Below are 26396 nucleotides of genomic sequence, written 5' to 3' on the forward strand. Positions count from 1 at the left end.
GCCACGGTGACGGGTGCGCGGCCCCGCCCGCAAGGGCGCGGCCGGCCGCGGGCCCCGACACACACGTCAGGGCCGAGTGTCGCAATCCGCGGCCGGGAGGGCGGTGTCGGTGCCCTGCAGGATGACCGGGTTGACGACATCCGGCACGGCGGAGACTCCCACGGTGCACACCAGCTGGTTGCGGGCCAGTTCCGACAGGCTGCCCACGGCCAGCGGCACACGGACCGTAAGCGCCTTGTTCGGCTCGTACTCGCCCACCGACGGCTCCCCCTGCCCCGCCCGCAGCTGGGGCAGCGCCGTGGTGAGCCCGGCCTCCTGGGCCGGACCGTTGGGGCCGCTGAGCAGCAGCCCCAGGAGCGCCGAGGGCGCGATGGTGTATTCGGCGCTGACCCCGAAGGGGACCGGGACGAGCCGGTCGCCCTCCTTGGAGACGAAGTAGAGGACGCCGGCGGTCTTGCCGCCGGGGACCTTGACGGTGGCGGCATGGCCGCTCTCGATCACCCCGGTGCGTTTGATCCCGCATCCGGCGAGCAGAAGCGCGCAGCCCGCCAGCGCCGCCGTGGCCGCCGCGGCCCGGGTCCTCGTCGTCCTCCGCCCCGTCATACGCGGGCCTCCAGCGGCATGTCGAGGGTGAAGAGCGCTCCCCCGCAGGGCCCGTTGCCCGCCCGGAGGGTGCCGCCGTGCAGGCGGACGTTCTCCAGGGTGATGGCGAGTCCGAGGCCGCTGCCGGCGGAGCGGGTCCTGGCCGCGTCGGCCTTGAAGAAGCGGTCGAAGATGTGCGGCAGCACCTCCGGGGCGATCCCGGGCCCGCTGTCGGCTACGTCGATCAGCAGTCGTTCGCCGTCCTCGCCGGGTGCGGTCCGTACGGTGACCCGTACGGGGGCGCCGCCGTGACGCAGGGCGTTGCCGACGAGGTTGGCGAGGACCACGTCGAAGCGGCGCGGGTCGAGTCGGGCGCGTACCCCGTACGGCAGCTCGGTGACGACGCGCTCGTCGTCCCAGTGGCGTCGTTCGAGGGTCTTGCGCACGGCTTCGGCGACGTCCACGTCGTCGAGGTTGAGCTCGGCGGCCCGGGCGTCGAAACGGGAGATCTCCATCAGGTCCTCGACGAGGACGGCGAGTTTGCCGGTCTCGGCGCTCACCAGGCGCAGGGCCTTGGCGGTATCGGCGTCGAGGTGCGCGGCGTCCTCGTCGAGGACCTCGGTCACGGCGAGCATCCCGGCGAGGGGGGTGCGCAGTTCGTGGGAGACGTCGGAGGCGAAGCGGCGGGCGCGGGCCTCCGCGTCCCGGAGCTCGCTCACCGACTGCTCCAGGGCGCGGGCGGTCTCGTTGAAGGTGCGGGCCAGTCCGGCGAGTTCGTCGGAGCCCCGGACCTCGATGCGGGTGTCGAGGCGGCCGCTGCCCAGCCGCTGGGCGGCCCGGCGCATGTCGCGGACCGGCCGCAGCACGCTGCGGGCGGCGAGCAGGGCGGGGACGACGGCGATGGCCAGCCCGGGGACGGCGCCCTGCTGGGCGGCTTCGACCATGGCCTCGACGGTCTGCTTCTCGGTGGCGAGCGGGACGCTGGCGAAGAAGACGGCCCCGGTGGCTTCGCTGTAGCCGTTGTGCTCGAAGAGGGCGGGGACGCCGATCGTGAGCCACGGGTTGCCGCGCTGGTCCTCGACGCGCTGGAAGGCGGTGTACTGGTTGCTGCGGACCCGCTCGCGCAGGCTGTCGGTGATGACGGTGGAGGTGGGCGTGCCGGGGTTGGTGGAGACGCGCACGCTGCCGTACTCGCCGAAGACGGTCCACGGGTGGGGTTTGCCGCGCTTGCCGAGCTCGATGACGACGCGCTGGAGCTCCTGCTGGGTCAGGGGAAGGCGGATCTCCTGCTGCTCCACCTGGTCCCGCAGGGTGTTGACGGCGGTGTCCTGGGTCTGCTTGAGGATGGCGTTGCGCGCCTGCTGGTAGGTGAAGGCGGCGGTGGTCACCGCGCTGATCGCCGCGACCAGCAGGAAGGCCGCGATCAGCCGGGTGCGCAGGCCGAGGGGCGCTATGCGTCGCACGGGCGCCTACAGCGGACCGAAGCGGTAGCCGAAGCCGCGCACGGTCTGGATGTAGCGGGGGCTGCCCGCGGGGTCCTCCACCTTGTGGCGCAGCCGGCGGACGCAGGCGTCCACGAGCCGGGCGTCGGCGTGGTAGCTGTGGTCCCAGACGTACTCCAGGAGCTGCTGGCGGGAGAAGACCTGCTCGGGCGAGGCCGACAGGTGCAGCAGGAGCTTGATCTCGCTGGGGGCGAGGGGGACGCGCTCGCCGTTCTTGGCGACGGTCAGCCCCGCGCGGTCGATGGCCAGTTCGCCGTGGGACTCGACCCCGGGGCGGTTGCCGGCCGGGTCGATGAGCCGGCGCAGTACGGCCTTGATGCGGGCCTCGATGACCTCGGTGCGGGCGGGTTTGACGATGTAGTCGTCGGCGCCGGCCTCCAGGCCTATGACTATGTCGAAGTCGTCGCCGCGCGCGGTGAGCATGATGATCGGCACCTCGCTGGTCTCGCGGATGCGGTGGCAGACCTGCACGCCGTTGATCCCGGGCAGCATCAGGTCGAGCAGGATGAGTTCGGGCCGGAAGGTCCCCATCAGGGCGAGGCCTTCCTCGCCGGTGTCGGCGGACCTCACGTCGTGGCCGCGGCGGCGCAGGCCGAGGGCCACTCCCTCCCGGATGGAAGGGTCGTCCTCGATCAGTAGTACGCGTGGCATCGGGTCAGTATCCAGGGTGTCCGGTGGCCTGTCCTCCCGCTAACGGCGGATCTTGCGCCGCAGGGAGTCCAGCAGGTCGGTGATCTCCGTCAGGCGCAGTGGCCCGGCGAGGAGGACGACGACGAGTGCCAGTGCGGCGGTTCCCGTCCCGGCCGCGGCGAAGTTCCCGAACGGGTCGGCGGCGCGGGCGGCCGCGTACCCGGCGGCGGCCGCGGGCAGGCAGGCGGCCAGCAGCCGCAGGTGGGTGCGCAGCGCCGTGGTGCGGCGTTCGGTACGGGTGCCCGCGCGGGGACCGAGCCTGCGGGCGAGGGCGTAGGCGGTCACGGCGGCGCCCGCGGTGAAGGCGACGGAGGAGGCCGCGGCCATGCCGGTGACCGCCCAGCGCGGGGAGAGCAGGAAGTACGCGGCGGCGGACAGGGCCGCGTTCAGCCCGGCGATGACGAGGTTGAGGAAGAAGGGGGTGCGGGTGTCGGAGAGGGCGTAGAAGCCGCGCGAGAGCACGTACTGCGCGGAGAAGGCGATCAGGCCGGGGGCGAAGGCGACGAGCATGCCCGCCATGACCTCGATGTCGGCGGCGCCGGTGCGGCCGTACTCGAAGACGCTGCCGATCACCCAGGGGGCGAGGGCGGCGAAGACGGCGGCGGCGGGCACGACCAGGGCGGCGCTGGAGCGCAGCGCGTACGAGACCTCCCGGCGCACGGTGGCGAGGTCGCCGTCGGAGGCGGCCGAACTCATCCGGGGCATCAGGGCCGTGACGAGGGAGACGGTGATGATGCCCTGGGGGACGATCCACAGCTGGTAGGCGTTGCTGTAGGCGGTGTAGCCGGCGCCGCCCGCGAGGCCGGCCTCGACGGCGTTCGCTCCGGTGGTCGTGGAGAGCCGGGTGACGACCCAGTAGGCGATCTGGTTGGTGAAGACGAGCATGACCAGCCAGCCCGCGTTGCGCAGGGGACGGCCGAGGCCGCTGCCGCGCCAGTCGAAGCGGGGGCGCCAGCGGAAGCGGGCGGCGCGCAGCGAGGGGATCAGCGCGAGGGCCTGGAGGACGATGCCCGCGGTGGTGCCGAGGCCGAGGAGGCGGGTGTCGGCGGCGGTCAGGCCGCCCGCACCGGCCGGGCCGTCGTGGGAGACGTAGAGGAAGAGCCCGAAGACACCGATGATCACGAAGTTGTTGAGGACCGGGGTCCACATCATCGCGCCGAACCGGCCGCGGGCGTTGAGCACTTGCCCGAGCAGGGTGAACAGCCCGTAGAAGAGGATCTGCGGCAGGCAGTACCGGGCCAGGGCCACGGTGGTGCTCGCCTGGGCGCCCTCGTAGTCGGTGTAGGCGGAGACGATCAGCGGGGCGGCGAGGACCGCGACGGCGGTGAGGGCGAGGAGCGCCACGGTGCAGGCGGTCAGCAGCCGGTCGGTGTAGGCGGAGCCGCCGTCGGCGTGCTCCTTGGCGGCGCGGACCAGCTCGGGGACGAAGACGGCGTTGAGCGCGCCGCCGATGAGCAGCATGTACAGGATGTTCGGGACGGTGTTGGCGACGGCGTAGCTGTCGCCGAGCAGTCCGGTGCCCAGCGCGGCGACGACGACGGCGGAGCGGACGAAGCCGGTGGCGCGGGAGACCACGGAACCGGCCGCCATGAGGGCGCCGCTGCGCAGCACCGAGGTCTTCGCCGGGGCGGGGGACGGGGCGGTGGCAGGAGACGGGCCGGACCCGGCCCCGGACCCGGCCGCGGAAGCCGTCGAGGCCCCGGGGTCCGTCGCCGCGCCGGTGGTGGCCGCGGCCCCGGTGGCCGTCGTGGCCGCGGGGGAACCCGTAGCCGTGGTGCCGTGGTTCACCGGCGGGCCAGGTACGCCTGGAAGGCCTTGTAGAGCGCCGTGTTGGCGTATCCGTCCATCGGGGTCTCCCACTCGCCGAGCGTCTCGACGACCTGTCCTCCGGTGCCGAGCTTCCAGCGCAGCAGCCCGAAGGCACGTTCGCCGGGGTCAAGGGTGGAGGGTACCCCGCGCATGTCGTACTCCTGCGCCCCGAGGGCATGGGCATCGCACATCATGCGCCACTGCAGCGCGTTGCTGGGCCGCACCTCGCGCCGGTGGTCGGCGGAGGCGCCGGTCTGGTACCAGACCCGGCTGCCGGCCACGATCATCGTGTGCGCGGCGAGGATCTCGCCCTGGTGGACGCCCAGGTAGAGCCGCATCCGGCCGGGCTCCTCGGCATTGAGGACCGCGTACTGCTGCTCGTAGTACGCGAGGGAGCGGCCGAGCCGGAATCCGTCGCGCTCCTCGGTGATCCGCAGCAGCCGGTAGAACTCGGGGAGGTCGGCGGCGGTGCCGACCGCCGTCTCCACACCGGCCTTGGTGGCCTTGCGCACGTTGCGCCGCCACTCCTGGTTCAGTCCGGACCACAGGTCGTCGAGGGAGCGGCCCGCCAGCGGTACGCGGAAGACGTGGCGGGGCTGGGCGTCGCCGTCGCTCTCGCCGCCGCACCGCTTCCAGCCCCGGGTGCGCAGCCGGTCGGCGAGGGCGGCGCCGACCGGGTCGACCTCGGTGGCGAGCACGTCGGAGATCTGCCGGCCGGGTCCGGCGGCGGACTTGGCGGTGGCCGCGTCCCAGCGGCGGTAGGCGGGGGTGGGGCCGATGCGGACGGCGAAGGCGCCGGAGGCGCGCAGGTGGCGCACGAGCGGGTCGAGCCAGCGGTCGATGCGCGGGTCGGACCAGTCGGCGACGGGGCCTTCGGGCAGGTAGGCGAAGTATTTGCGAGTGCCGGGGAATTGGCGGTAGAGCACGAGTCCGGCACCCTCGATCTCACCGCCGGGGTAGTGCCATCCGACCCTTTCCGAGCGCCAAAGGTCCTTTACGCCGGCCCAGGAGGGGTACTGGAGAAAACTCGCCCGGCCGTGCCGGGCGAGGAAATCCTGGTATTCGGGGACGGACAGGGAACGCACCGTCAGCTCCTGGTCATGGTGCTGCCGGGCGGGGGTCACGAGCAGTGCGCACATGGCTGATCGGCCTTCCTGTACGGCGCGGGGGGGGAGACGCACAGGACTCTCACAGCCGTCCGTGACCGAAGTGCGCGGCGATTGTGACCGGATGATGACCGTTCTGGTGCGGTCCAGGTCACAACTGAAAAGACGACATTTTCCTCGGATTGCGCAACCTAGAGTCGTGCCGTTCGCATCTACGTGTGCGAAACGGGTTATTACCACCGCTACTCGAAGGGGCCCTTCGTTGAGCCGCATACGCCGCACCGCCATGGCGAGTACCGCACTTCTGGCCGCCGCGCTGACCGCCTGCTCGGGCGGGAGCGGAAACGGCGGCGCCGCCGACGGCAAGGCCGAGTTGAAGCCGAAGCCGGACATGGCGGTCTCGGTGAACCTCACGGGCGATCAGGTGAAGGCCGGCGAGCCGGTCACGGTGACCGTCGCCGAGGGCAAGCTGGCCCAGGTGAAGGTGACCGACACCAAGGGCGCGGAACTGCCGGGGAAGATAGCCGACGACGGGAAGACCTGGACCTCGGAGCGCAACGCCGCACCGGGCTCGGAGTACAAGGTCGAGGCGCAGAACACCGAGAGCCAGAGCGCCACCACGCAGTTCAGGACCAGCGCCGCCGACAAGGTGAACAAGGTCTCGATCAACATCCCCAAGGGCAGCACGGTGGGCGTGGCGATGCCCGTGTCGATCGTCTTCGACAACCCGGTGGCGAACAAGGCCGAGGTGGAGAAGCAGCTCAAGGTCACCACCTCGAACAACACCGAGGGCTCCTGGGGCTGGATCAAGGACTACTCCGGCAACGACCGCGTCGACTGGCGGCCCAAGGAGTACTGGAAGTCCGGCACCGACGTGAAGGTCGAGATGAACCTGAACGGTGTGGACTCCGGCAAGGGCGGCGGCCTCTTCGCCAAGGACTACAACACCGAGTTCAAGATCGGCAAGGACCGCCGGATCGAGGTGAGCCTCGACACCAAGAAGATGTCGGTGACCGAGGACGGCCAGGCGCTCAAGGCGATCCCGGTCTCGGCCGGCACTCCGGGCGGCAAGAAGGCGTCCTGGTCCGGGAAGATGGTGATCATGACGAAGGAGGGCACCATCCGGATGGACTCCCAGACGGTGGGCCTCGACGACGCCTACGACAAGATGGTCGACTACTCGATGCGGCTCACCTGGTCCGGCATGTACGCGCACGCCGCACCGTGGAACAGCGCCAACTTCGGGCGCACCAACAGCAGTTCCGGCTGCGTGGGGATGAGCGACGCCGACGCCAAGGACTTCTTCGCGCAGTCCCAGATCGGCGACCCCTTCGAGGTGGTCGGATCCGGCTCCAAGGGCAACGCGGACATCGGCAACGGCTACGGCGAGTGGAACCTGCCCTGGGACCAGTGGAAGGCCAAGAGCGCGGTGACCGGCGGCGCTCAGAACGGCTGACCGTCGGCCGCTGGTGCGCCCGTCGAGTTGACTCTTGTTCAACTGTTACCAGTACGTAACTTACTGGCGGGTTACCTCCAGTAAGCCCCTCCCGTTACCGTCGGGTCACTTTGACACCCCGGCGTACGCGAGGAGCGACCGATGGAACGCACCACCACCGCCGCGGCCGTGGCAGCTCTGCTGGCGGCAGCCGCCCTGGGCCTGGCCCCCCACCAGGCCCAGGCGGCTCCCGCACCCACCGCCGCCGTCGGCGCCGCGGCTCCGGCCGCTTCACCCGAACTGCGCTTCCACGACATTCCGGGCTCCGGCGGCATCACCCTCAAGGGCAACGTCTTCACGCCCGCCGGCGCCGTCGACGGCCGGAAGTACCCGCTGATCGTGCTGCCCACCAGCTGGGGCATGCCGCAGATCGAATACATCGCCCAGGCCAAGAAGCTCGCCGACTCCGGCTACGTCGTGGTCAGTTACACCTCCCGGGGCTTCTGGCTCTCCGGCGGCGAGATCGAGGTGGCCGGCCCGCCGGACATCGCCGACGTCTCCGCCGTCATCGACTGGGCCCTCGCCCACACCCCCGCCGACGCGGACCGCATCGGCCTGGGCGGGGTCTCGTACGGCGCGGGCATCAGCCTGCTGGCCTCCGCGCACGACCCGCGCGTCAAGGCCGTGGTCGCGCTCAGCGGCTGGGCCGACCTCATCGAGTCCATCTACTCCGGCCGCACCCAGCACCTCCAGGCGGCCGGGATGCTCGGCGCCGCCGGCTATCTCACCGGCCGGCCCGGCCCCGAACTCCAGGCGCTCCTCGGCGACTTCCTCGGCTCCCGGCTGGACCGGGAGCAGCAGATGATCGAGTGGGGGAAGAAGCGGTCCGCCGCCGAGAAGGTGGACCGGATCAACGCCAACGGCGCCGCGATCATGCTGGGCAACGCCTGGGGCGACACGATCTTCCCGCCCAACCAGTACGCGGAGTTCTTCGAGAAGCTGACCGGCCCCAAGCGCCTGGAGTTCCGCCCCGGCGACCACGCCACCGCCGAGGCCTCCGGCCTGCTCGGCCTGCCCAACGACACCTGGACCAACGCCCACCGCTGGTTCGACCGCTACCTCAAGGGCGAGCGCAACGGCATCGACACCGAGGCCCCCGTCCAGCTGAAGTCGCGCAGCACCGAGGGCTACGAGGGCTACGCCGACTGGAAGTCCGTCGGCTCCGGCGGCTCCGAGAGACTCGCCCTCTCCGACAGCGAGCACCTCTTCGCCAATGTCGACTCCGGAGCCAACGGCGGCATCCTGTTCCTCTCCAGCATCCTCGACCAGTTCGCCAAGGCTCCCCCGACCGCCTCGGTCCCGCTCCTCCCCCGCGCCTTCGCCGCCGTCTGGCAGTCCGGGCGCTACGAGGAGGCGCGCCGCGTGCGGGGCACGGTCGGGCTGCACACCACCGTCACGCCCACCAAGGCCGACGGCACCTTCGTCGCCTACCTCTACGACGTCGGCCCCCTGGGCATCGGCAAGCTGGTCAGCAACGCCCCGTACACCTTCCACGGCCGGACCCCCGGGCAGGCCTTCGGCGTGGACCTGGAACTCTTCTCCACCGCCTACGACGTGCCCGCGGGCCACCGGCTCGCGCTCGTCATCGACACCGTCGACCCGCTCTACATCGAGCACAACCCCACCGGCTCGCAGCTGACCTTCTCCTCGCCGCGTACCGATCCGTCGTACGTATCGGTACCGCTGCGCGAGCAGTGATCCACGGCCGCTGCCGGGCGGGGCGGCTCCTGTGAGCTACCTCCCCGGCAGCACCGTCCCCGGCTCGGCCGGGGCCACCTCGACCGCACGGGTCTTGAAGCTGCGCCGCTCCCGTCTGGCCACCCAGGTGGCGAACCAGGAGAGCAGCATGCACATCCCGATGTAGATCGGAGAGATGATCATCACGACCGGGATGAAGGGCAGGTCGTAGTCGAGGTTCGAGGCGATCAGTTTGCCCGCGTGCAGGAACTCCTCGTAGGTGATCAGGTAGCCGAGCGAGGTGTCCTTCAGAGCCACCACCAGCTGGCTGATGATGGTGGGCAGCATCGCGCGCACCGCCTGCGGGGCGAGGACGTAGGTCATCACCTGCGTCTTGCGCATGCCGAGCGCGTACGCCGCCTCGCGCTGCCCCTTGTCCACCGCGTTGACGCCGGTGCGGAAGACCTCGGCCAGCACGGAGCCGTTGTACAGGGTCAGGCCCGCCACCAGCGCGGGGAGCGGCTGGACCTTCAGTGCGACGAAGATGAAGAAGATCATCACCAGCACCGGCATGGCCCGGAAGAACTCCACGCACAGCGTGGCCAGCCAGCGCACCGGCCGGTGGACCGAGAGCCGGCCGGTGGCGAGCACCGCGCCGAGCAGGAGGGAGAGCACCGAGGCGTACGCGAAGGCCTTGAGGGTGTTCCCCAGCCCCTTGAGCAGCAGCTCCTGGATGCCCTCGTAGGTGAAGGGGTTCCACTTGGCGGCGGTGAACTGGTTCGTGTCGAAGAGCAGGTAGAGGAGCCAGCCGGCCAGGGCCAGGATCATCAGCGTGGAGGCGATCCCGTAGAAGAAGTGCCGGCGCTGGGCCCGCGGGCCGGGGATGTCGTAGAGGGCGGTGGACTGCGTGTCCCCGTGGAGCGCGTGCGCGGTCATCGGGCGACTCCGTAGCGCTTTTCCAGCACGTTGAAGAGCGCGCTGATGGACAAGGTGATGATCAGGTAGCCGACGGCGATCCAGATGAAGGTCCAGATGATGCTGTAGCCCAGCTCGTTGAGGGTCTTGTAGGTGCCGAGCAGCTCGGTGACGCTGAAGGCGCCGGCGATCGCGGAGTTCTTGGCCAGCGCGATCAGGGTGGAGCCGATGGGCGGGATGACCGAACGGAAGGCCTGCGGGAGGACCACCGCGCCCAAGGTCTGGTTGAAGGTCATGCCGAGGCTGCGGGCGGCCTCTCCCTGGCCCTTGGGCACGGTGTTGATGCCCGAGCGCAGGGCCTCGCAGATGAAGGCGGAGGTGTAGCAGCCCAGCGCCAGGACGGCGAAGAGCTGGAAGGGCAGGATCAGGCCGAAGCGGGGCAGGCCCAGCAGGACGGCGAAGAAGAGCAGGGTCAGCGGGGTGTTGCGCAGTACGGCCACCCAGACCGTGCCGAAGACCCGGAACGAGCCGACGGGCGCGACCCGGAAGGAGGCCATGACGAAGCCCAGGACCAGCGCGAGCAGGGAGGCGTAGACGGTCAGTTCGACGGTGCCGAGGAATCCCTTCCCGTAGAGCGAGAAGTTCTCGGTGAGTACGTCCATGGGGGGTGCCCTCTCCCTCAGCTCGCCGGGTAGCGGTCGATGGCGGGCGGCGCCGGGGCGGGCTCGCCGGACAGGCCGAGCGTGGCCTCGTAGGCCTTCTTCCAGTTGCCGTTCTTCTCCTGCTCCGCCAGGGCGTCGTCGAGGGCGAAGCGCAGCGCGTTGTCGCCCCGCGGTACGCCGATGCCGTAGGGCTCCTTGGAGAAGGGCTTGCCGACCACCTTGAGCTCCTCGGGGACCTTGGCCGCGTAGCCCAGGAGGATCGAGTCGTCGGTGGAGACGGCGTCGACCTGGAGGGTGAGCAGGTTGTCCACGCAGACCGAGTAGGTGTCGTAGGCGACGAGGACCGCCTCCGGGAACTCCTTCTGGAGCCGTTGGTACGGGGTGGAGCCCGCGGCGGAGCAGACCCTCTTGCCCGCGAGGTCCTCGGGGCCCTTGATGTCCTCCTCGTCCTTGCGGACCAGCAGGGACTGGCCGGCCATGAAGTAGGGGCCGGCGAAGCCGACCTGCTTCTTGCGGTTGTCGTTGATCGTGTAGGTGCCGACGTAGTAGTCGATCTGCCCGTTCTGCAGGGCCGTCTCGCGGTTGGCGGAGGCGATGGTCTTGAACTCGATCGTCTTGGGGTCGAAGCCGAGCGAGGCCGCCATCATCTTGGCGATCTCGATGTCGAAGCCGGAGTAGCGGCCGCTCGCGGGGTCCTTCTCCCCCAGATACGGCTGGTCCTCCTTGACGCCGACCACCAGGCGGCCGCGGCGCTTTGCCCGCTCCCAGGTGGGCGAGTCGGGCAGCCGGAAGCCGGTCGCGACCTGGTAGACGGGCAGGTCCTCGGGCTGCGGCCCCTTGACCGGGGGGCTGCCGGGCTTGCCGCAGCCGACCGCGGCGGTGAGCAGGACCAGGACGAGGGCGAGAGCGCGTACGAGAGCGCGGGCGGGAGCCGGGGCGGGGCGAGCGGGAGCCGGGGCCAGAGCGCGGGCGGGAGCCGGGGCGGGGATCATCGGGCGGCCCCTCAGTGCTTCAGGATCTTGGAGAGGAAGTCCTTGGCCCGCTCGCTCTCGGGGGCGGTGAAGAACTCCTCCGGAGTCCGGTCCTCGACGATCCTGCCGTCGGCCATGAACACGACGCGGTTGGCGGCGGAGCGGGCGAAGCCCATCTCGTGGGTGACCACGACCATGGTCATGCCCTCGCTGGCGAGCTGCCGCATGACTTCCAGCACCTCGTTGATCATCTCCGGGTCGAGCGCCGACGTGGGCTCGTCGAAGAGCAGGGCCTTGGGGTTCATGGCGAGGGCCCGGGCGATGGCCACGCGCTGCTGCTGGCCGCCGGAGAGCTGGGCGGGGTACTTGGCGGCCTGGTCGGCGAGGCCCACGCGTTCCAGGAGTTCCCGCGAGCGCTTGTCCGCCTCGTCCTTCTTGCGCCCGCGGACCTTCATCTGCGCGAGGGAGACGTTGGCGAGGACGGTCTTGTGCGCGAAGAGGTTGAAGGACTGGAAGACCATCCCGACCTCGGCGCGCAGGTGGGCCAGTTCCTTGCCCTCGGCGGGCAGTGGTTGCCCGTCGAGTCTGATCGTCCCCGATTCGATGGTCTCCAGCCGGTTGATCGCCCGGCACAGGGTCGATTTCCCGGATCCGGAGGGGCCGATGATCACCACCACCTCCCCGCGGCCGACGGTGAGGTTGATGTCTTGGAGTACGTGCAACTCTCCGAAGTGCTTGTTCACGTCCCGCAGCTCGATCAACGGATCGACGGCCATGCGCTGCCCTGCCCACTTGTCGGTGTGTCGAGGTCAGCGCAAACTATCCAGCCGCGGAAGGGGACTTCACCTCGACACGCCTAAAGGGGACATAAAGCTCATCGCGCCCTACGGGAATCAGCCCTCGGAGGCCTCTGCGTACGCCTGGCTGAGCTCGGGGGACCCCGTCATCGCCCAGGAGACCCCCGACTCGATCACGTTCAGCTCCCGGCCGGAGGCCAGCCGGATCACCGGCTGACCGTTGGGCCACACCTGCCAGCCGGCGCCCTCGATGGTCTTGACGATCACGGTCCCGAGGTAGAAACCCGCGTCGTTGCCCAGCCACGGCACCGCCTCGGGGTCCCGCCGCCAGCGGGGCATCAGCTGGTCGAGCTGTTCCAACGAGGCCGGACTCTGGTCGAGTTCGAGGCCGGCCGCCCTCGCCTGGTCGCGCAGCATCTCGCACTCCGCGAACAGCTCGGCGACACTCTCGGGGTCCTCCGCGAGAGCGGCGGCGAGCCCCGCACCCTGTTCCGTTTCGTGCCGGTTCAGCCACTTGTCCAGGAAAGGGATGTTCATACCGCCCAGCCTTGCACCAGGATCCCCGGCTGGCCACAGGGCGCGCCTGGATCGGCCCGAGCCGGGTCGCCTCCGCCGGGCCCGGGCCTACGGGGCCTGCGGGTCCAGGTCCAGGTCCACGACGACCGGGGCGTGGTCGGAGGCGCCCTTGCCCTTGCGCTCCTCGCGGTCCACATAGGCGTCGCTCACGGCCTTGGCGAAGGGCTCGTTGCCGAACACCAGGTCGATGCGCATGCCCCTGTTCTTGGGGAAGGCGAGCATCCGGTAGTCCCAGAACGTGTAGGCGCGGTCGTACTTGAGGGCGCGCGGCAGCACTTCGGTGAGCCCGGCGGCGCGCAGGGCCTCCAGGGCCGCCCGCTCGGCCGGGGTCACGTGGGTGGCGCCCGCGAAGACGGCCGGGTCGTAGACGTCCTCGTCGGTCGGGGCCACGTTGAAGTCGCCGAGCACCGCGAAGGGGCGGGCGCCGGCCGCGTCCTCGGCGATCGCGGTGGTCAGGGAGCGGAACCAGTTCAGCTTGTAGCCGTAGTGGTCGTGCGCGACCTCACGGCCGTTGGGCACGTACACCGACCAGACGCGCACCCCGCCGCAGGTCGCGGAGATCGCGCGGGGCTCCTGGACGCCCTCGTAGTCGGGCCCGCCGGGCAGGCCCATCACCACGCCCTCCATGCCGACCTTGGAGAGCAGGGCCACGCCGTTCCACCGGCCGGTGGCGTTGACGGCCGACTCGTAGCCCAGCTCGCGCAGCTCGGCGTGCGGGAACTGCTCCGCGGAGCACTTGGTCTCCTGGATGCACAGGACGTCCGTACCGGAGCTCTCCAGCCAGGCCAGCAGGCGCGGCAGCCGGGCGGTGATCGAGTTGACGTTGTAGGTGGCGATACGCATACGTCCCAACCTACCGCCCGGCACCGACAGTCACAGTTCGGTGCTGTCCCCGGCGGTGAGTCGGCCGTGGTCGGACCCGCCCAGGGCGGCCAGGGCGCCGTCGTAGATCGGCCGGGCGATGTCGGAGAGGTACGCGTCGTGGATGTCGAAGGCGCGCCGCGGCTTGACCTCGCGGAGGTAGTCGATCACCTCGGAGACCTTGTTCCAGGGGGCGTGCACCGGGAGCATCAGGGTCTCGACCGGGGCATCGGGCACGGTCAGCGCGTCGCCGGGGTGGAAGAGCGAACCGTCCACGAGGTAGCCGACGTTCGTGATCCGCGGCAGGTCGGGGTGGATCACCGCGTGGAGTTCGCCGTGCACCTGCACCTCGAAACCGGCCGCGGTGAAGGTGTCCCCGTGGCCCACGGTGTGCACCCGGCCCGGATAGGCGGGGGCGAGCTTCTCCGCGACGCTGCGCAGGGTCCACAGGGCCGCCGCCGGATTCGCGTCGAGGGCGGCCCGCAGCCGGCCCTCCTCGAAGTGGTCGGGGTGCTCGTGCGTGACCAGCAGGGCGTCGGCGCCCAGGCCCGCGTCCGCTTCGCTGAAGGCGCCCGGGTCGATGACGAGCGTGTGCCCGTCCTTCTCCAGCTGGACGCAGGAGTGCAGCCGCTTGGTGAATTTCATGATCCCAGGCTAGCTCCGGGCCGGGGCGGTCAGGGGGTGGTCGAGGAGACCACGTAGACCTTGGAGACCTTGGGGTCCGTCAGGTCCACGGTGATGTCGCGGGTGGGCCGCGGGTCCCGCTGTTCGAGGGTGGTGCCGAGCCAGTCGGAGTGGGTCGTCCAGTTCCATCCCGCGACCGAGGTGTCGTGCGCGGAGATCGACACCCCGGGGGTCAGCTCCTCCCGGCTGGTGCCGACGGAGGTCAGGAACGCGTCCAGGTCGGGCGGGGTGACCGCGAACTGGGTGTACAGCCGACTGGTGCGCCAGTTGTTCGTCTCCAGGAACCCGACCCGCCAGGCCTTGTCCGGGATCGGCACCTCGTAGATGCTGCGCTGCACCCGGGAGGGCCAGCCGGGACGCACCTTGGTGGCGCCGACCTTTGCGGCCTTGTCGCGGCCGCTCTGGCGGCTCTGCTGGGCGGATACGGCGAGGTAGCCCGCCGGGACGCCGACCAGCAGCAGGATGATGATCGCGGTGATCCAGCGGCGCCGGACGACGTGCTTGCGGTCCTCCGCGGGCGGCGGCGGTACGGAGTCACCGTCGGGTGCGGAGGCCTGGCGGGGCAGGGAGGGGGGCGTCACTGCTGGTCGTCCTTGGAGTCCGTGGGGCCCGTGGTGTCGCGCCGGCCCAGCTGCGCGTAGCGCTCGTAGCGCTCCACCCGCCGGCGCGTGGCGCGGCGGAAGCGGCGGGCGACGAGCCGTGAGAGGTCGGCGGCGCCGACCATGCCGGCCTCGGGGCCGAGCTGGGCCTTGGCGATGCGGGCCTCGGGCCGGTAGCCGCGGCCGGTGAGGTGGCGGCGGAAGGCCTCCCGGGCGGGGCCGATCAGCAGGTCGTCGGCGGCGCTGACGCCCCCGCCGATGACGAAGCAGGAGGGGTCCAGCGCGGCGGCGAGGTTGGCGATGCCCACGCCGAGCCACTGGCCGATGTCCTGGAGCAGCTCGACGCACATGGCGTCGCCCTCGCGGGCCAGCTCGGTGATCAGGGGGCCGGTGATCTCGTGGACGTTGCCGCCGACCCTGGCGATGATGTTGTACGCGACCGGGGAGTCGGCGGCGGCCAGCTCCCGGGCCTCGCGGACCAGGGCGTTCCCGGAGCTGTACTGCTCCCAGCAGCCGCGGTTGCCGCAGGGGCAGCGGTGGCCGCCGGGGACGACCTGCATGTGGCCGAATTCGCCGGCGACCCCGTACCGGCCGCGTTTGACCTGGCCGCCTTCGAGGATGGCCCCGCCGATTCCGGTACCGAGCGTGATCATGACGAGGTGGTCCTCGCCGCGTCCGGCGCCGAAGCGCCATTCGGCCCAGGCGGCGGTGTTGGCATCGTTGTCGACCATGACCGGGACCGCGAGCCGGGACTGGAGGGCGTCCCGAAGCGGCTCGTCGCGCCAGGCCAGGTGGGGTGCGAACAGGACCCGGGAGCGGTCTGCGTCCACCCAGCCGGCCGCGCCGATGCCCACCGCGTGGACGTCGTGCCGGTCGGAGAGGTCCAGCACCAGTTCGACGATGGTGTCCTCGACGACCTTGGGGCTCTTGGACTTGTCCGGGGTCTCGGTGCGGATCTTCTCCAGGATGACGCCGTCGGCGTCGACGACGCCGGCCATCACCTTGGTGCCGCCGATGTCGATGCCGACGGTCGGGACGCGCGGTGCGGTCAGGTGCGACCGGCGCTCACGGGTCCCGATGGTCCGCAGGACGGTGCCCCGTGCCGCGCCCCGGTGGGCGAGCGCGAAGTCCCGGTACGTGCTCATCGAGTCGTGCCGTCCCTCATGGTGCGGTGGTGCCGGACGGGGTGTCCGGGCCTGTGGTCGTGCTGTCCGGCCCTGATTCTGCCACTCGCTCCAGTTCGTGGCTCAGCTCGTCGAGCTCCGAGCCGCCCGCCATCTGCCGGGTGAGCTCGTCCAGGGTGATCGAGTCGCGGGTGTGGCTGCCCGCCATGGTGCCGCGCTTGAGGAGGACGAAACGGTCCCCGACCAGGTAGGCGTGGTGCGGGTTGTGGGTGATGAGGACCACGCCGAGACCGGCGTCACGGGCGGCGGCGACGTACTTGAGGACCACTCCGGACTGCTTGACCCCGAGGGCGGCGGTGGGCTCGTCCAGTACGAGGACCTTCGCGCCGAAGTGGACGGCGCGGGCGATGGCCACGCACTGCCGTTCGCCGCCGGACAGGGTGCCGATGGGCTGGTCGACGTCGCGCAGGTCGATGCCCATGCGCAGCAGCTCGGCGCGGGTGGTCTCGCGCATGAGTTCCACGTCGAGGCGGCGGAAGGGGCCGCGGCCCCGGGTCGGCTCGGAGCCGAGGAAGAAGTTCCGCCAGACGGGCATGAGCGGGACGACGGCGAGGTCCTGGTAGACGGTGGCGATGCCGTGGTCCAGGGCCGCGCGCGGGTTGGCCAGGCGGGTCTCCTCGCCCTCGATCTCGAAGCTGCCCGCGTCGTGCTGGTGCAGCCCGGCGATGATCTTGATGAGGGTGGACTTCCCGGCGCCGTTGTCGCCGAGGACACAGGTGATCTCGCCGGCCGAGACCTCCAGGGACACGCCCTGGAGGGCGCGGATGTTCCCGTAGTACTTGCTGACCTCGGTCAGCTTCACGAGTGCGGTACCGGCCCCGGGGACGGTCGCGGTCGCGTCGGTCATGGTCATTTCGCCTCCGCCCGCTTGCGGACCCATGCGTTGAGCAGCGTGGCCAGCAGGAGCATCGCGCCGAGGAAGAACTTGAACCAGTCCGGGTTCCACTGGGCGTACACGATGCCGTTGCTGGTCATGCCGAAGATGAAGGCGCCGACGGCCGAGCCGATGGCGGAGCCGTAGCCGCCGGTCATCAGGCAGCCGCCGATGACGGCCGCGATGATGTACAGGAACTCGTTGCCGACGCCCTCGCCCGACTGGACCACGTCGAACGAGAAGAGGATGTGCTGGCCGGAGATCCAGGCGCACAGGGCGACGCCCATGTACAGGCCGATACGGGTCTTCACGACGGGCACGCCGGTCGCGCGGGCCGCGTCGGCCCCGCCGCCCACGGCGAAGATCCAGTTGCCCGCGCGGGTGCGCAGCAGGATCCAGGTGGCCACGGCGACCAGGGCCAGCCACCACAGGATGGTGACCTTCAGGGTGACCGAGCCGACGTTCCACTGCGAGGCGAACAGCGCCCGCGCGGAGGAGAAGCCCTCCATGTCGGCGATGGTCTTGGTGGAGACCGAGCCGCTGATCAGCTTGGTGAAGCCGAGGTTCAGGCCGGTCAGCATCAGGAAGGTGCCGAGGGTGATGATGAAGCTCGGCAGTTTGGTGCGGGTCAGCATGAACCCGTTGAAGAAGCCGATGGCGAGGGTGACGGCCAGGGACACCAGGACGCCGACCCAGACGTTGGCGGTCATCTGGTAGCTGAACATCGAGCTCAGCAGCGCGGAGCTGGTGACCATGACACCGGCGGAGAGGTCGAACTCGCCGCCGATCATCAGCAGTGCCACCGGGACCGCCATGATCCCGATGGTGGAGGCCGAGTACAGGACCGTGCTGAGGCTGGAGGCCCGCAGGAAGCTGTCGGCGGCGAAGGAGAAGAAGACGAAGACGGCTGCCGCGCCGACCACGGCGCCCAGCTCCGGGCGGCCCAGCAGTCTGCGGACCACGGAGGTCGGCGCCAGCCGTTCGTCCACGGCGGCGGACGCGCTCATCGGCTGCCCCGCTTGATGTACTCCTCCAGCTCGGAGGCCTCGGCGCTGGTGACGATCTGCGGTCCGGTGAGGACCGGGCGGCCGCCGCCGAGCACGTCCGCGTTGTAGCGGTAGAGCCACAGCAGGTCGACCGCCTCGTAGCCCTGGAGGTAGGGCTGCTGGTCGACGGCGAAGCCGAGGGCGCCGGACTTCAGGTCACGGGCGACGGATTCGTTGAGGTCGAAGGTGTCCACCTCGGCCTTGCTGCCCGCCGCGTCCTTGGCCTTGACCGCGGTCGGGGCGAAGGGGGCGCCGAGGGTCAGGACGGCGTCGACGGACGGGTCGGCCTGGAGCTTGGCCTGGATGGCGGCCTGGACGGAGGGCATGTTGGTGCCCTCGACGTACAGGTTCTCCAGAGTGCCGCCGAAGGTCTTCTTCGCCCCGGCGCAGCGCTGCTCGTGGCCCACGTTGCCCTGCTCGTGCAGGACGCAGACGGCCTTCTTGCGGCCGCGCTTGGTGAGCTCCGTGCCCACAGCCTCGCCCGCGATCACCTCGTCCTGGCCGATGTGGGTCAGTGCCCCGTACTCGGCGGACTGGGCGGAGCCGGAGTTGACCGTGACCACCGGGATGCCGGCCTTGACGGCCTTGCCGATGACGTCCTTGAGGGCTTCCGGCTTGGCGAGGCTCACGATGATCCCGTCGACCTTCTGGTCGATGGCGTTCTGCACGAACTGGGCCTGCTGCTGCGCCTGGTCGTCGTGGGCGTACACGAAGTTGATGTTGTCCTTCGCCGCCGCCTCCTTGGCTCCCTTCTGGACGATGTCCCAGAAGGTGTCGCCGTCGCCCGCGTGGGTGACCATCGCGAAGGTCCAGCGCGGGGTGGAAACGGCCGGCCGGCCCGCCTCGGCGGCCTTCGCCCGCTCCTCGGCGCGCTTGCCGCCCGTACTGCTGCAACCCGCGAGCGAGGCTCCCAGTACCGCCGCGAGCACGGCGCCCACGACGCGTACCCCTGTCCGAACCCTAGCCACGTCGCCGCGCCCTTCCCTCGTCCGTCTCGTCCGTCGTCTCGTCCGTCATGCCGTCCGTCATGATTCGGTCATTCCGGTTCCAGCCGCCCAGTATCCGCCACAGTGGACCATGAAGGGTCATCGGGGCATGCGCGGGCAGATTGACAGGTCCCCCGTACGGGGTCAGGTTGAGTGCATGCGCATCGGGCTCATCGGAACGGGCCGGATCGGCTCGTTCCACGCGGCGTCCCTGGCCCGCCGGCCGGACGCGGGTTCGCTGCTGCTCGCCGACGCCGACCCCGCGCGGGCGGCGCGCCTGGCCGACCGGCTCGGGGCCACCGCCGCGCCCTCCGTGGAGCAGGTCTTCACCTGGGGTGTGGACGCGGTGGTCGTGGCCTGCGCCACCGAGGGGCACGCGGAGCTGGTGGTACGGGCGGTGCGCGGCGGGCTGCCGGTGTTCTGCGAGAAGCCCGTGGCCCCGGACCTGGCCCGCTCCCTGGCGGTGCTGCGCGAGGTGGCCGCCGCGGACGGGGTGCTCCAGGTGGGGTTCATGCGCCGCTTCGACACGGGCTACCGCACGGCCCGGGAGCTGGTCCGCTCCGGCGCCCTGGGGCGGCTGCACACCGTACGGACGATGACGGCCGATCCGGCGCCGCCGGCCGCCGCGTACCTGGCGACCTCGGGCGGGCTCTACCGGGACTGCCTGGTGCACGACTTCGACATGGTCCGCTGGGTGACCGGGCACGAGGTGACGGAGGTCTACGCGACCGGCTCGGACGCGGGGCCCGCGCAGTTCCGGGAGACGGATGACGTCGACACGGCCGCGGCCGTGCTCACGCTGGACGACGGGACGCTCGTCACCTCGACCGGTACGCGGTGCAACGGCGCCGGCTACGACGTGCGGATGGAGCTCGCCGGGGAGCTGGACCAGGTCTCCGCCGGGCTGGACGACCGTACGCCGATCGCCTCGACGGAACCGCACGGCCCGCCGCCCGCGAGCAAGCCCTGGGCGGGGTTCCTGGAGCGGTTCGGCCCGGCGTACGAAGCGGAGCTGGCCGCCTTCGTCCGTCTGGTGCGCGGCGAGGGACCCAACCTCTGCGAGGGCTTCGAGGCGCTCGCCGCACTCCGGGTCGCGGAGGCGTGCGAGCTGTCGCGCCGGGAGCGGCGCCGGGTAGGGCTGGAGGAGCTCCCGGACCTGTGACCAGGCCCCTGTGAGGGCGGGCATGGGGGCCACAGTACGACCGGAGGATCAAGCGGCGCGGGGCTGGTTTCGGACAATTGTTCAGCCTGCCGCACGCCGCCCCCACGCGGTGCCCGCCAGGACGAGGGCCGCTCCGGCGAATCCGAGGGCGCCGAGGTGCTCGCCGCCGATGGCGATGCCCGCGGCGGCGGCCCACAGCGGCTCGGTGCCGAGGAGCAGGCTGACGCGGGAGGGCGAGGTACGGCGGACGGCCCACATCTGCACGTAGAACGCGAACAGGGTGCAGAAGACGGAGAGGAAGACCAGGCCGGCCCATTGGGCGGGCCCGAAGTCGGCGGCCGCGGCCCAGGGGGTGTCCCCGGTGCCCGGTACTGCGGCCAGCACGGCGAAGACGAGCACCGCGGCGCCGAGCTGCACCGTGGTCAGGGAGAGCGGGTCGGCGTCCTGGACGGCCTTGATCCGGGCCATCAGCAGGACGTGCAGGGTCCGGGCGAGGGCGGCGCACAGGATGAGCAGGTCGCCGAGGCCGGGCGCGGTGAATCCGGCGCCCTGCGTGAGCAGCACGACTCCGGTGACGGAGACGGCGGCGGCGCCGAGGAAGGCGGCCGAGGGCGCCTCGCGCCGGATGGCCGCCTCGGCGAGCGGGGTGAAGATCATGGTCAGGCTGATGATCAGCCCGGCGTTGGTGGCCGAGGTGTGCACCACCCCGAAGGTCTCCAGCAGGAAGATCCCGCCGAGTACGCAGCCCAGCAGGCCCGCGCCGCGCAGCTGGGCGGGGGTCAGCGCCCGCAGCCGCCGCCGGCCGGTGACGACCAGCACTGGCAGCACGAGCGCGAAGCGCAGGACGAGCACCGCGATCACGGTGTGGGCCGTGGTGATGCCCTTCGCCGCCAGATAGCTGCCGCCCCAGACGACGGCCACGGCCAGGACGGGCAGGTCGGCGGACCAGGTCCGGCGGGGGGCGGCGAGTTCGGCTGGGGCGAGGGCGGGCGAGGTCGCGGTCACCGGGTACTCCAACGGCGTGGATCGGGTGGAGACTACGGCGGCTCGCACGGTTGCGGGCCCACGCTATCCGAGCCGATCTTGCCGGTCGACCCCGTTTCCGGGGCGGACCCGGCTGCGGTTCACTCCCCTCACTCGCCGATCGTGCCGAAGGAGGCGCGGCCCTTCACCCGGTAGGTGTGGATGGCCGTACCGCTGGCGGTGGTGCGCGAGCCCGTCAGCTCGCAGGCCGTCGGCAGGCCGCCCGTCGGGAACAGCCTGCGCCCGGTGCCCAGGAACACCGGGAAGACCAGCAGGTTCAGCTCGTCCACGAGGTCCCGGGCCAGCAGCCACTGCGCCAGCGCCCCGCTGCCGTGCACCTGGAGCTCGCCGTCGAGGGCGTCCTTGATCCGGACGATCTCGCTCTGCAGCTGCTCGCCGTCGATCACCGTGGTCCCGGCCCAGGCCGGCTCCTTGAGCGTGGACGAGGCCACGTACTTCGGCATCCTGTTCAGCCGGCTCGCGATCGGGTCGGCGGGGTCGTCGTGCCGCGGCCAGTAGCCGGCGAAGATCTCGTAGGTCCGGCGTCCGAGCAGGAAGGCCCCGACCCGGTCGAAGACCTCGGTCACGAACTCCACCATGCCCTCGTCGGCGTACGGCGCGACCCACCCCCCGTACTCGAAGCCCCCGGTGCGGTCCTCCTCGGGCCCGCCCGGCGCCTGCATCACGCCGTCGAGGGTCAGGAAGGTGGTGAGGGTCAGCTTTCCCATGGTTCTGCGCTCCTTGTCCGGTGGTCCGTGTCCGTACTCAGGACTCGGACTCGGGATTCAGACTCCCGGGCCGCCCGGAACTCATCGGTGCGGCGCGCAGGAACCCGCACGGTTTCGACCCGGCCGACGGCACGCCGCCCTGGCAGCGGACGGCACGGCCCCGGCAGCCGACCGGACGGGACGCGCCGGCTCCCAGGACCACGCCGGCCCCCGTCAGGCGTCCGCAGGGACAGCCGGCGGCCAGGGCACGTCGGCCAGGAGCGGAAGAATCGCCTCCTCCTCGTAGTCCAGGTGCGCGTTCAGCTCGGCCGACATCCGGTCCAGTTCGGTACGGAAGCGCCGGGGATCGGCGATCCCGATGCCGGCCAGCAGCTCCGCCAGCTCGCCCTGGATGCGGGCGACCGTGCGGTGCTCCTCGGCGAGCCGGTCGAAGGTCCCGGTCAGGTGGGGGTGGTACCGGGCGATCCCGGGGAACAGGTGCGCGTCCTCGCTGGTGTGGTGGAACTCAAGGGCCTGGCAGAACGCCAGGCAGCGCTGCCGGATCTGCAGCCCGAGGCCCGGGACCGGCGGTTCGCCGGGGCCCTGGTGGGCCGCGCGGGCCGCGAAGTGGGCGTCGACCTCGGCCTTCACCTGGCGCAACTGGCCGCGTAGCCAGGTGTGGACCTCCAGGACCTTGTCGGTAAGGGTGCTGACCTCGCGGGGCGCCGCCCAGCCTTCGGGGTCCGCGCGCTCCAGGACCACGACCGGCAGGATCCGGCTGGTCATGGCCTGGTAGTCCCCGTATCCGGGGTCCACCCGCACGACGTGCGCGAACAGTTCGTCGCGCCGGGCCCCCTCGGCCGGGACCGCGAGGGCTTCGAAGGTCCGGGTCCCGACCTCCACCCGCACCACGGGGTGGGCGAGCAGGTTGTGGTACCAGCCGGGGTGCCGCGGGGCGCCCATGTCGGACCCGATGAGCAGGAGCGAGTCGCCGTGGCGGACGTATCCGAGGGGGGTGGTCCTCGAAATCCCCGACTTGGCGCCGGTGGTGGTCAGGAGGAGCAGGTCGCCGCCCTCGAAGGGGCCGCCGACTTTGCCCGCGTTGGCGCGGAACTCCTCGATGACGGACTGGTTGAAAGATGTGGGCATACGGATGTGTCTCCGGAAGCTGCGGTGGGTGCGCGCGGCGGTGCGGGAGCCGTGGGGCAACGGCACACGGAAGCGCGAAGGGTGAAGGGTGAAGGCACTGGGCGAAGGGCGCGGAGCACAGGACCGCGTACGTCGGTGAACGTGCGGACGTAGGGATGTACGGACGTGCGGACGTACGGGTGCGCTGTGCGCGCGGCGCTACGTCAGTTACAGGGTGCGGAGCAAGAACTCATGACGGACCCTTTGTGTGAAGGGTGTTCACCCGACGGCCGGCCGGCCCACTGCTCTTTGGCCGACGTCACGCGACACCGCCTCTATTACATGCACCCGACAGCCCCCTGTCAACGCGGAAGATCAGCCGGCCATCCGGGCAGCGGCCGCACGGTGCTGGCTGGGCCGGGTCCCGTACACGCGGTGGAAGGCCACGCTCAGCCCGAAGGCACTCTGGTAGCCGACCTGGCGGGCGATCGACTCCACGGTGGCCTCGGTGCGCACCAGCAGGTCGGCCGCGAGGGCCAGGCGCCAGTCCGTCAGGTAGGCCATCGGCGGCTGGCCGACCAGCTCGCTGAAGCGGCGGGCGAAGGTGGCCCGCGATACGCCGGCCTCCTCGGCGAGGGCCGTCACCGTCCACGGTCGCGCGGGCCGGTCGTGGATCAGGCGCAGCGCCCGGCCCGCGACGGGGTCGCTCATCGCCCGGTACCAGCCCGGCGGATCGGCCTCGGGGCCGGTGAACCACTCCCGCAGCGTGGACAGCAGCAACAGGTCCAGGAGCCGGTCCAGGACGGCCTGCTGACCCGGTTCGTCCCGGGTGATCTCCATGACGGTGAGGTCCAGGATCGGGCCGGGTGCGCCGCCGTGGCGGGCCACGAGCACCCGGGGCAGCGCGCTGAGCAGCCGTTCGGAGACCCTGCCGCCGACCTGGTAGCTGCCGGTGAGCAGCACGGTCGGGCCGTCCAGGCTGTTCCCGCAGGTCCGCAGGCCCAGCACGATGTCCTCGCCGACCTCGTCGCCGTCGGCCGTGGTGCAGTGGTCGGGGCCGTGCACCACGTACAGCGGCGGGGTGCACTGCCCGGCGTCATCGGTGAGGGTGAAGGGCTCCGTCCCCACCACGATGGCCACGTCCCCCGGGCCGAGCGCGACGGGCTCGGCGTCGCCGTCGGGGACGATCAGGCCCTCCCCGCGCACCGTGGCGATCAGGGTGAGCGGCGTGCGGTCGGCGAACCGCACCGACCAGGGCGGGGTGACGATGTTCCGGCTGAACAGTGCCCCGTCGGACCGCACTTCGTACAGCAGGCTCGCCAACGCATCCATGGATCAAGGTTAGACGCTCAGACATCGAAATGAGCGGGCGAACCATTCTGCGCCTCAGCACGGACGGATTGACTGGAGGACATGACGACGCATCCGATTCTGGTACTTGGCAGCACGGGCAAGACGGGGCGCCGCGTGGCCGCGGGCCTGCGGCAGGGCGGACACGAGGTCCGCGGGGCCTCCCGCAAGGGGCCGACCCCCTCGACCCGCTTCGACTGGGACGACGAGAACACCTGGGAACCCGCCCTGGAGGGCGTGCGCGCGGCCTATCTGGTCGACTCGCAGCTCGCCGATGCCGCGACGACGCTCCGCTCCTTCAGCAAGCTCGCCGTGTCCCGGGGCGTGGAGCGGCTGGTGCTGCTCTCCGCCCGCGACTGGGTGGTGCCGGAGGGCGAGGAGAAGCTGCCTTCCGAGCGCGCGGTGCGCGAGTCCGGCGCCGAGTGGACGATCCTGAAGCCGGCCTGGTTCTCGCAGAACTTCAGCGAGGACCCCTTCCTCCGGGGCCAGTTGCTCGACGGCGACGTGGTGATGTCGACGGGGGCCGGCGCCGAGCCGTTCGTCGACGCCGAGGACATCGCCGACGTGGCCGTGGCCGCGCTCACCGAGGACGGCCACGGCGGGCAGGCCTACGAACTGACCGGGCCGCGGCTGCTCACCCTGACCGAGGTGGTCGAGGAGATCTCCCGGGCGACCGGCCGCCCGATCGCCTACCGCCCCGTACCGCCCGCCGACTTCGCGCAGTACGCGACGGGCCAGGGCATGCCGGAGGACTACACCGCCCTGCTGAACATGCTCTACGGCTGGATCGCCGAACGCCGCTTCGCCCACCTCGCCGACGGGGTCCAGCGCGCCCTGCACCGCGAACCCCGCGACTTCTCCGCCTATGTCGAGGCCACCGCCGCGACGGGCATCTGGCACGGCTGAGCGGTCCGCCCCTCGCCGACCCGCGCCTCGGCCGGGCCGGTTCGGCGAGGGCAGGCCCACCCGGGCCCGCAGCGGTTGCCTCCAGCGCCCCGCCAACAGGCCTCCCCCGTCAGGACGCCAGGTCGGATTCCTGCCAGCGGCCGGCGGACCAGGGGCGTTTCATTGAAATCGCAACGAATTGGCGATGGGAAACGGGAGGAACGCGGCATGGACGGCAACACGGTGGCCCTTGTGACCGGTGGGAGCAGGGGGATCGGGGCGGCGAGTGCGATACGGCTCGCCGAGGACGGGGCGGACGTGGTCATCTCCTACGTCAACGACGCCGAGGCGGCCGCGGCGGTCGTCGGGAAGGTCGAGGCGCTCGGGCGGCGCGGGCTGGCGGTACGGGCCGACGCGGGGGACGCGGAGCAGGCCGCGGCCGCCGTGGAGGCGACCGTACGGGGCATGGGGCGGATCGACGTACTGGTGAACAACGCCGGGGTGGGGGTGATCGGGCCGCTGGACGGGCTGGGACGGGACGATGTGGACCGGGTGCTGGCGGTCAACGTCCGGGGCGCCTTCCTGACGGCCCGGGCGGCGGCCGCTCGGATGGGCGCCGGTGGACGGATCATCACCATCGGCAGCTGCATGGTGCAGCGGGTTCCGGGCCCGGGCGGGACGCTGTACGCGATGAGCAAGGCGGCACTGACCGGCCTGACCAAGGCACTGGCGCGGGAGCTCGGCGGGCGCGGGATCACCGCGAACCTCGTGCATCCCGGCCCGGTGGACACCGACATGAACCCCGCCGACGGCCCCTACGCCGGGCCGCAGGCGGCGCTGACCGCCCTCGGGCGGTTCGGCGCCGCCCGGGAGGTCGCGGCCATGGTGTCCTTCCTCGCGGGGTCCGACGCCGCGTACGTCACGGGTGCCGAGTTCGCGGTGGACGGCGGCCACGCCGCGTAGCCCTCGCCGGGCGGGCAGGCGGGGAACCACCTCGGCCCCGCGTGGAGTCCGGGCGCGGGCGGCCGGCCCGGATCGCCGGGCGCGGACGCGCCGAAGGGGCGCACCGGGCAGTGGTGCGCCCCTTCGGGCCGTGCGCCCCGGGGGTGTCGGCCCCCGGGGGCG

26 protein-coding genes are annotated in these 26396 nt (G+C 71.4%); 5 read left to right on the forward strand and 21 right to left on the reverse strand.

The annotated features are described in order from the left end of the window. Positions 1-66 precede the first annotated feature (66 nt). The 5 genes from AB0D94_RS18605 to AB0D94_RS18625 all read right to left on the reverse strand — a co-directional run bounded on the left by AB0D94_RS18605 (position 67) and on the right by AB0D94_RS18625 (position 5722). On the reverse strand, positions 67-603 hold the full coding sequence (locus AB0D94_RS18605; RefSeq protein ID WP_362052610.1) for a hypothetical protein: 537 nt from the start codon (positions 601-603) through the stop codon (positions 67-69). Then, a complete protein-coding gene (locus tag AB0D94_RS18610) occupies positions 600-2045 on the reverse strand; it encodes a HAMP domain-containing sensor histidine kinase (protein ID WP_362052612.1) in 1446 nt (481 codons plus the stop codon). The genes AB0D94_RS18605 and AB0D94_RS18610 overlap by 4 nt, the downstream gene beginning before the upstream one ends. Positions 2046-2051: 6 nt before the next feature. Further along, complete coding sequence (locus tag AB0D94_RS18615; protein ID WP_362052614.1) at positions 2052-2735, reverse strand: response regulator transcription factor; 684 nt, start codon at positions 2733-2735, stop codon at positions 2052-2054. Between the two features lie 39 nt (positions 2736-2774). Beyond that, complete coding sequence (murJ, locus tag AB0D94_RS18620; protein WP_362052739.1) at positions 2775-4385, reverse strand: murein biosynthesis integral membrane protein MurJ; 1611 nt, start codon at positions 4383-4385, stop codon at positions 2775-2777. A gap of 173 nt (positions 4386-4558) precedes the next feature. After that, on the reverse strand, positions 4559-5722 hold the full coding sequence (locus tag AB0D94_RS18625) for a peptidoglycan bridge formation glycyltransferase FemA/FemB family protein (RefSeq protein WP_362052616.1): 1164 nt from the start codon (positions 5720-5722) through the stop codon (positions 4559-4561). A 253-nt stretch (positions 5723-5975) separates the two neighbouring features. On the opposite strand from AB0D94_RS18625, the gene AB0D94_RS18630 reads away from it, so the two are divergent. After that, positions 5976-7145, forward strand: a complete 1170-nt coding sequence (locus tag AB0D94_RS18630; RefSeq protein WP_362052742.1) for an Ig-like domain-containing protein — start codon at positions 5976-5978, stop codon at positions 7143-7145. Between the two features lie 141 nt (positions 7146-7286). After that, positions 7287-8882, forward strand: coding sequence for a CocE/NonD family hydrolase (locus tag AB0D94_RS18635; RefSeq protein WP_362052618.1), 1596 nt, complete (start codon positions 7287-7289; stop codon positions 8880-8882). A gap of 36 nt (positions 8883-8918) precedes the next feature. On the opposite strand, the gene AB0D94_RS18640 is transcribed toward AB0D94_RS18635, so the two are convergent. From AB0D94_RS18640 to AB0D94_RS18695, 12 genes are all read right to left on the reverse strand, one after another. Next, positions 8919-9797, reverse strand: a complete 879-nt coding sequence (locus tag AB0D94_RS18640; RefSeq protein ID WP_362052620.1) for an amino acid ABC transporter permease — start codon at positions 9795-9797, stop codon at positions 8919-8921. Beyond that, a complete protein-coding gene (locus tag AB0D94_RS18645) occupies positions 9794-10438 on the reverse strand; it encodes an amino acid ABC transporter permease (RefSeq protein WP_362052622.1) in 645 nt (214 codons plus the stop codon). The genes AB0D94_RS18640 and AB0D94_RS18645 overlap by 4 nt, the downstream gene beginning before the upstream one ends. Positions 10439-10455: 17 nt before the next feature. Then, positions 10456-11430, reverse strand: a complete 975-nt coding sequence (locus tag AB0D94_RS18650) for a glutamate ABC transporter substrate-binding protein (RefSeq protein ID WP_362052624.1) — start codon at positions 11428-11430, stop codon at positions 10456-10458. 11 nt (positions 11431-11441) lie between these two features. Continuing rightward, a complete protein-coding gene (locus AB0D94_RS18655) occupies positions 11442-12185 on the reverse strand; it encodes an amino acid ABC transporter ATP-binding protein (RefSeq protein WP_362052626.1) in 744 nt (247 codons plus the stop codon). Between the two features lie 117 nt (positions 12186-12302). Beyond that, positions 12303-12743 carry a DUF6278 family protein gene (locus tag AB0D94_RS18660; protein ID WP_362052628.1) on the reverse strand — a complete coding sequence of 147 codons (441 nt, stop codon included), beginning with the start codon at positions 12741-12743 and terminating at the stop codon, positions 12303-12305. A gap of 87 nt (positions 12744-12830) precedes the next feature. Further along, positions 12831-13625: an exodeoxyribonuclease III gene (locus tag AB0D94_RS18665; RefSeq protein ID WP_362052630.1), complete on the reverse strand. Its 795-nt coding sequence runs from the start codon at positions 13623-13625 to the stop codon at positions 12831-12833. Between the two features lie 30 nt (positions 13626-13655). Then, positions 13656-14288 (reverse strand): MBL fold metallo-hydrolase, encoded by a 633-nt coding sequence (locus AB0D94_RS18670; RefSeq protein ID WP_362052632.1) that lies wholly within the window; start codon positions 14286-14288, stop codon positions 13656-13658. Between the two features lie 29 nt (positions 14289-14317). Continuing rightward, positions 14318-14908: a hypothetical protein gene (locus AB0D94_RS18675; protein ID WP_362052634.1), complete on the reverse strand. Its 591-nt coding sequence runs from the start codon at positions 14906-14908 to the stop codon at positions 14318-14320. Further along, the gene (locus AB0D94_RS18680; RefSeq protein WP_362052636.1) at positions 14905-16071 is read right to left on the reverse strand and encodes an ROK family glucokinase; all 1167 of its coding nucleotides are present in this window, start codon (positions 16069-16071) and stop codon (positions 14905-14907) included. Before AB0D94_RS18680 ends, AB0D94_RS18675 begins: the two co-directional genes overlap by 4 nt. A gap of 16 nt (positions 16072-16087) precedes the next feature. Next, complete coding sequence (locus AB0D94_RS18685; protein ID WP_362052745.1) at positions 16088-16957, reverse strand: ATP-binding cassette domain-containing protein; 870 nt, start codon at positions 16955-16957, stop codon at positions 16088-16090. Positions 16958-16959: 2 nt separating this feature from the next. Continuing rightward, positions 16960-17991 (reverse strand): ABC transporter permease, encoded by a 1032-nt coding sequence (locus AB0D94_RS18690; protein WP_362052638.1) that lies wholly within the window; start codon positions 17989-17991, stop codon positions 16960-16962. After that, positions 17988-18968, reverse strand: coding sequence for a sugar ABC transporter substrate-binding protein (locus tag AB0D94_RS18695; RefSeq protein ID WP_362052640.1), 981 nt, complete (start codon positions 18966-18968; stop codon positions 17988-17990). The genes AB0D94_RS18690 and AB0D94_RS18695 overlap by 4 nt, the downstream gene beginning before the upstream one ends. A 205-nt stretch (positions 18969-19173) precedes the next feature. On the opposite strand from AB0D94_RS18695, the gene AB0D94_RS18700 reads away from it, so the two are divergent. After that, positions 19174-20178 (forward strand): Gfo/Idh/MocA family oxidoreductase, encoded by a 1005-nt coding sequence (locus AB0D94_RS18700; protein ID WP_362052642.1) that lies wholly within the window; start codon positions 19174-19176, stop codon positions 20176-20178. A gap of 81 nt (positions 20179-20259) precedes the next feature. Here AB0D94_RS18700 and AB0D94_RS18705 read toward each other — a convergent pair whose 3' ends face one another. The 4 genes from AB0D94_RS18705 to AB0D94_RS18720 all read right to left on the reverse strand — a co-directional run bounded on the left by AB0D94_RS18705 (position 20260) and on the right by AB0D94_RS18720 (position 24368). Then, the gene (locus AB0D94_RS18705; RefSeq protein WP_362052644.1) at positions 20260-21183 is read right to left on the reverse strand and encodes a DMT family transporter; all 924 of its coding nucleotides are present in this window, start codon (positions 21181-21183) and stop codon (positions 20260-20262) included. A 128-nt stretch (positions 21184-21311) separates the two neighbouring features. Further along, a complete protein-coding gene (locus AB0D94_RS18710; RefSeq protein WP_362052646.1) occupies positions 21312-21929 on the reverse strand; it encodes a dihydrofolate reductase family protein in 618 nt (205 codons plus the stop codon). A 213-nt stretch (positions 21930-22142) separates the two neighbouring features. Continuing rightward, entirely contained in the window at positions 22143-23057 is a 915-nt protein-coding gene (locus tag AB0D94_RS18715; protein ID WP_362052648.1) for a nitroreductase/quinone reductase family protein, read from the reverse strand. Positions 23058-23411: 354 nt separating this feature from the next. Then, a complete protein-coding gene (locus tag AB0D94_RS18720; protein WP_362052650.1) occupies positions 23412-24368 on the reverse strand; it encodes an AraC family transcriptional regulator in 957 nt (318 codons plus the stop codon). Positions 24369-24449: 81 nt separating this feature from the next. Between AB0D94_RS18720 and AB0D94_RS18725 the strand changes: the two genes are divergently transcribed. Continuing rightward, positions 24450-25292 (forward strand): NAD(P)H-binding protein, encoded by an 843-nt coding sequence (locus tag AB0D94_RS18725; RefSeq protein WP_362052652.1) that lies wholly within the window; start codon positions 24450-24452, stop codon positions 25290-25292. 207 nt (positions 25293-25499) lie between these two features. Next, positions 25500-26234, forward strand: coding sequence for an SDR family oxidoreductase (locus tag AB0D94_RS18730; RefSeq protein ID WP_362052655.1), 735 nt, complete (start codon positions 25500-25502; stop codon positions 26232-26234). Positions 26235-26396: the final 162 nt, after the last annotated feature.

Origin of the sequence: Streptomyces sp. NPDC048255 (genome assembly GCF_040652415.1) — a bacterium.
Lineage (GTDB): Bacteria > Actinomycetota > Actinomycetes > Streptomycetales > Streptomycetaceae > Streptomyces.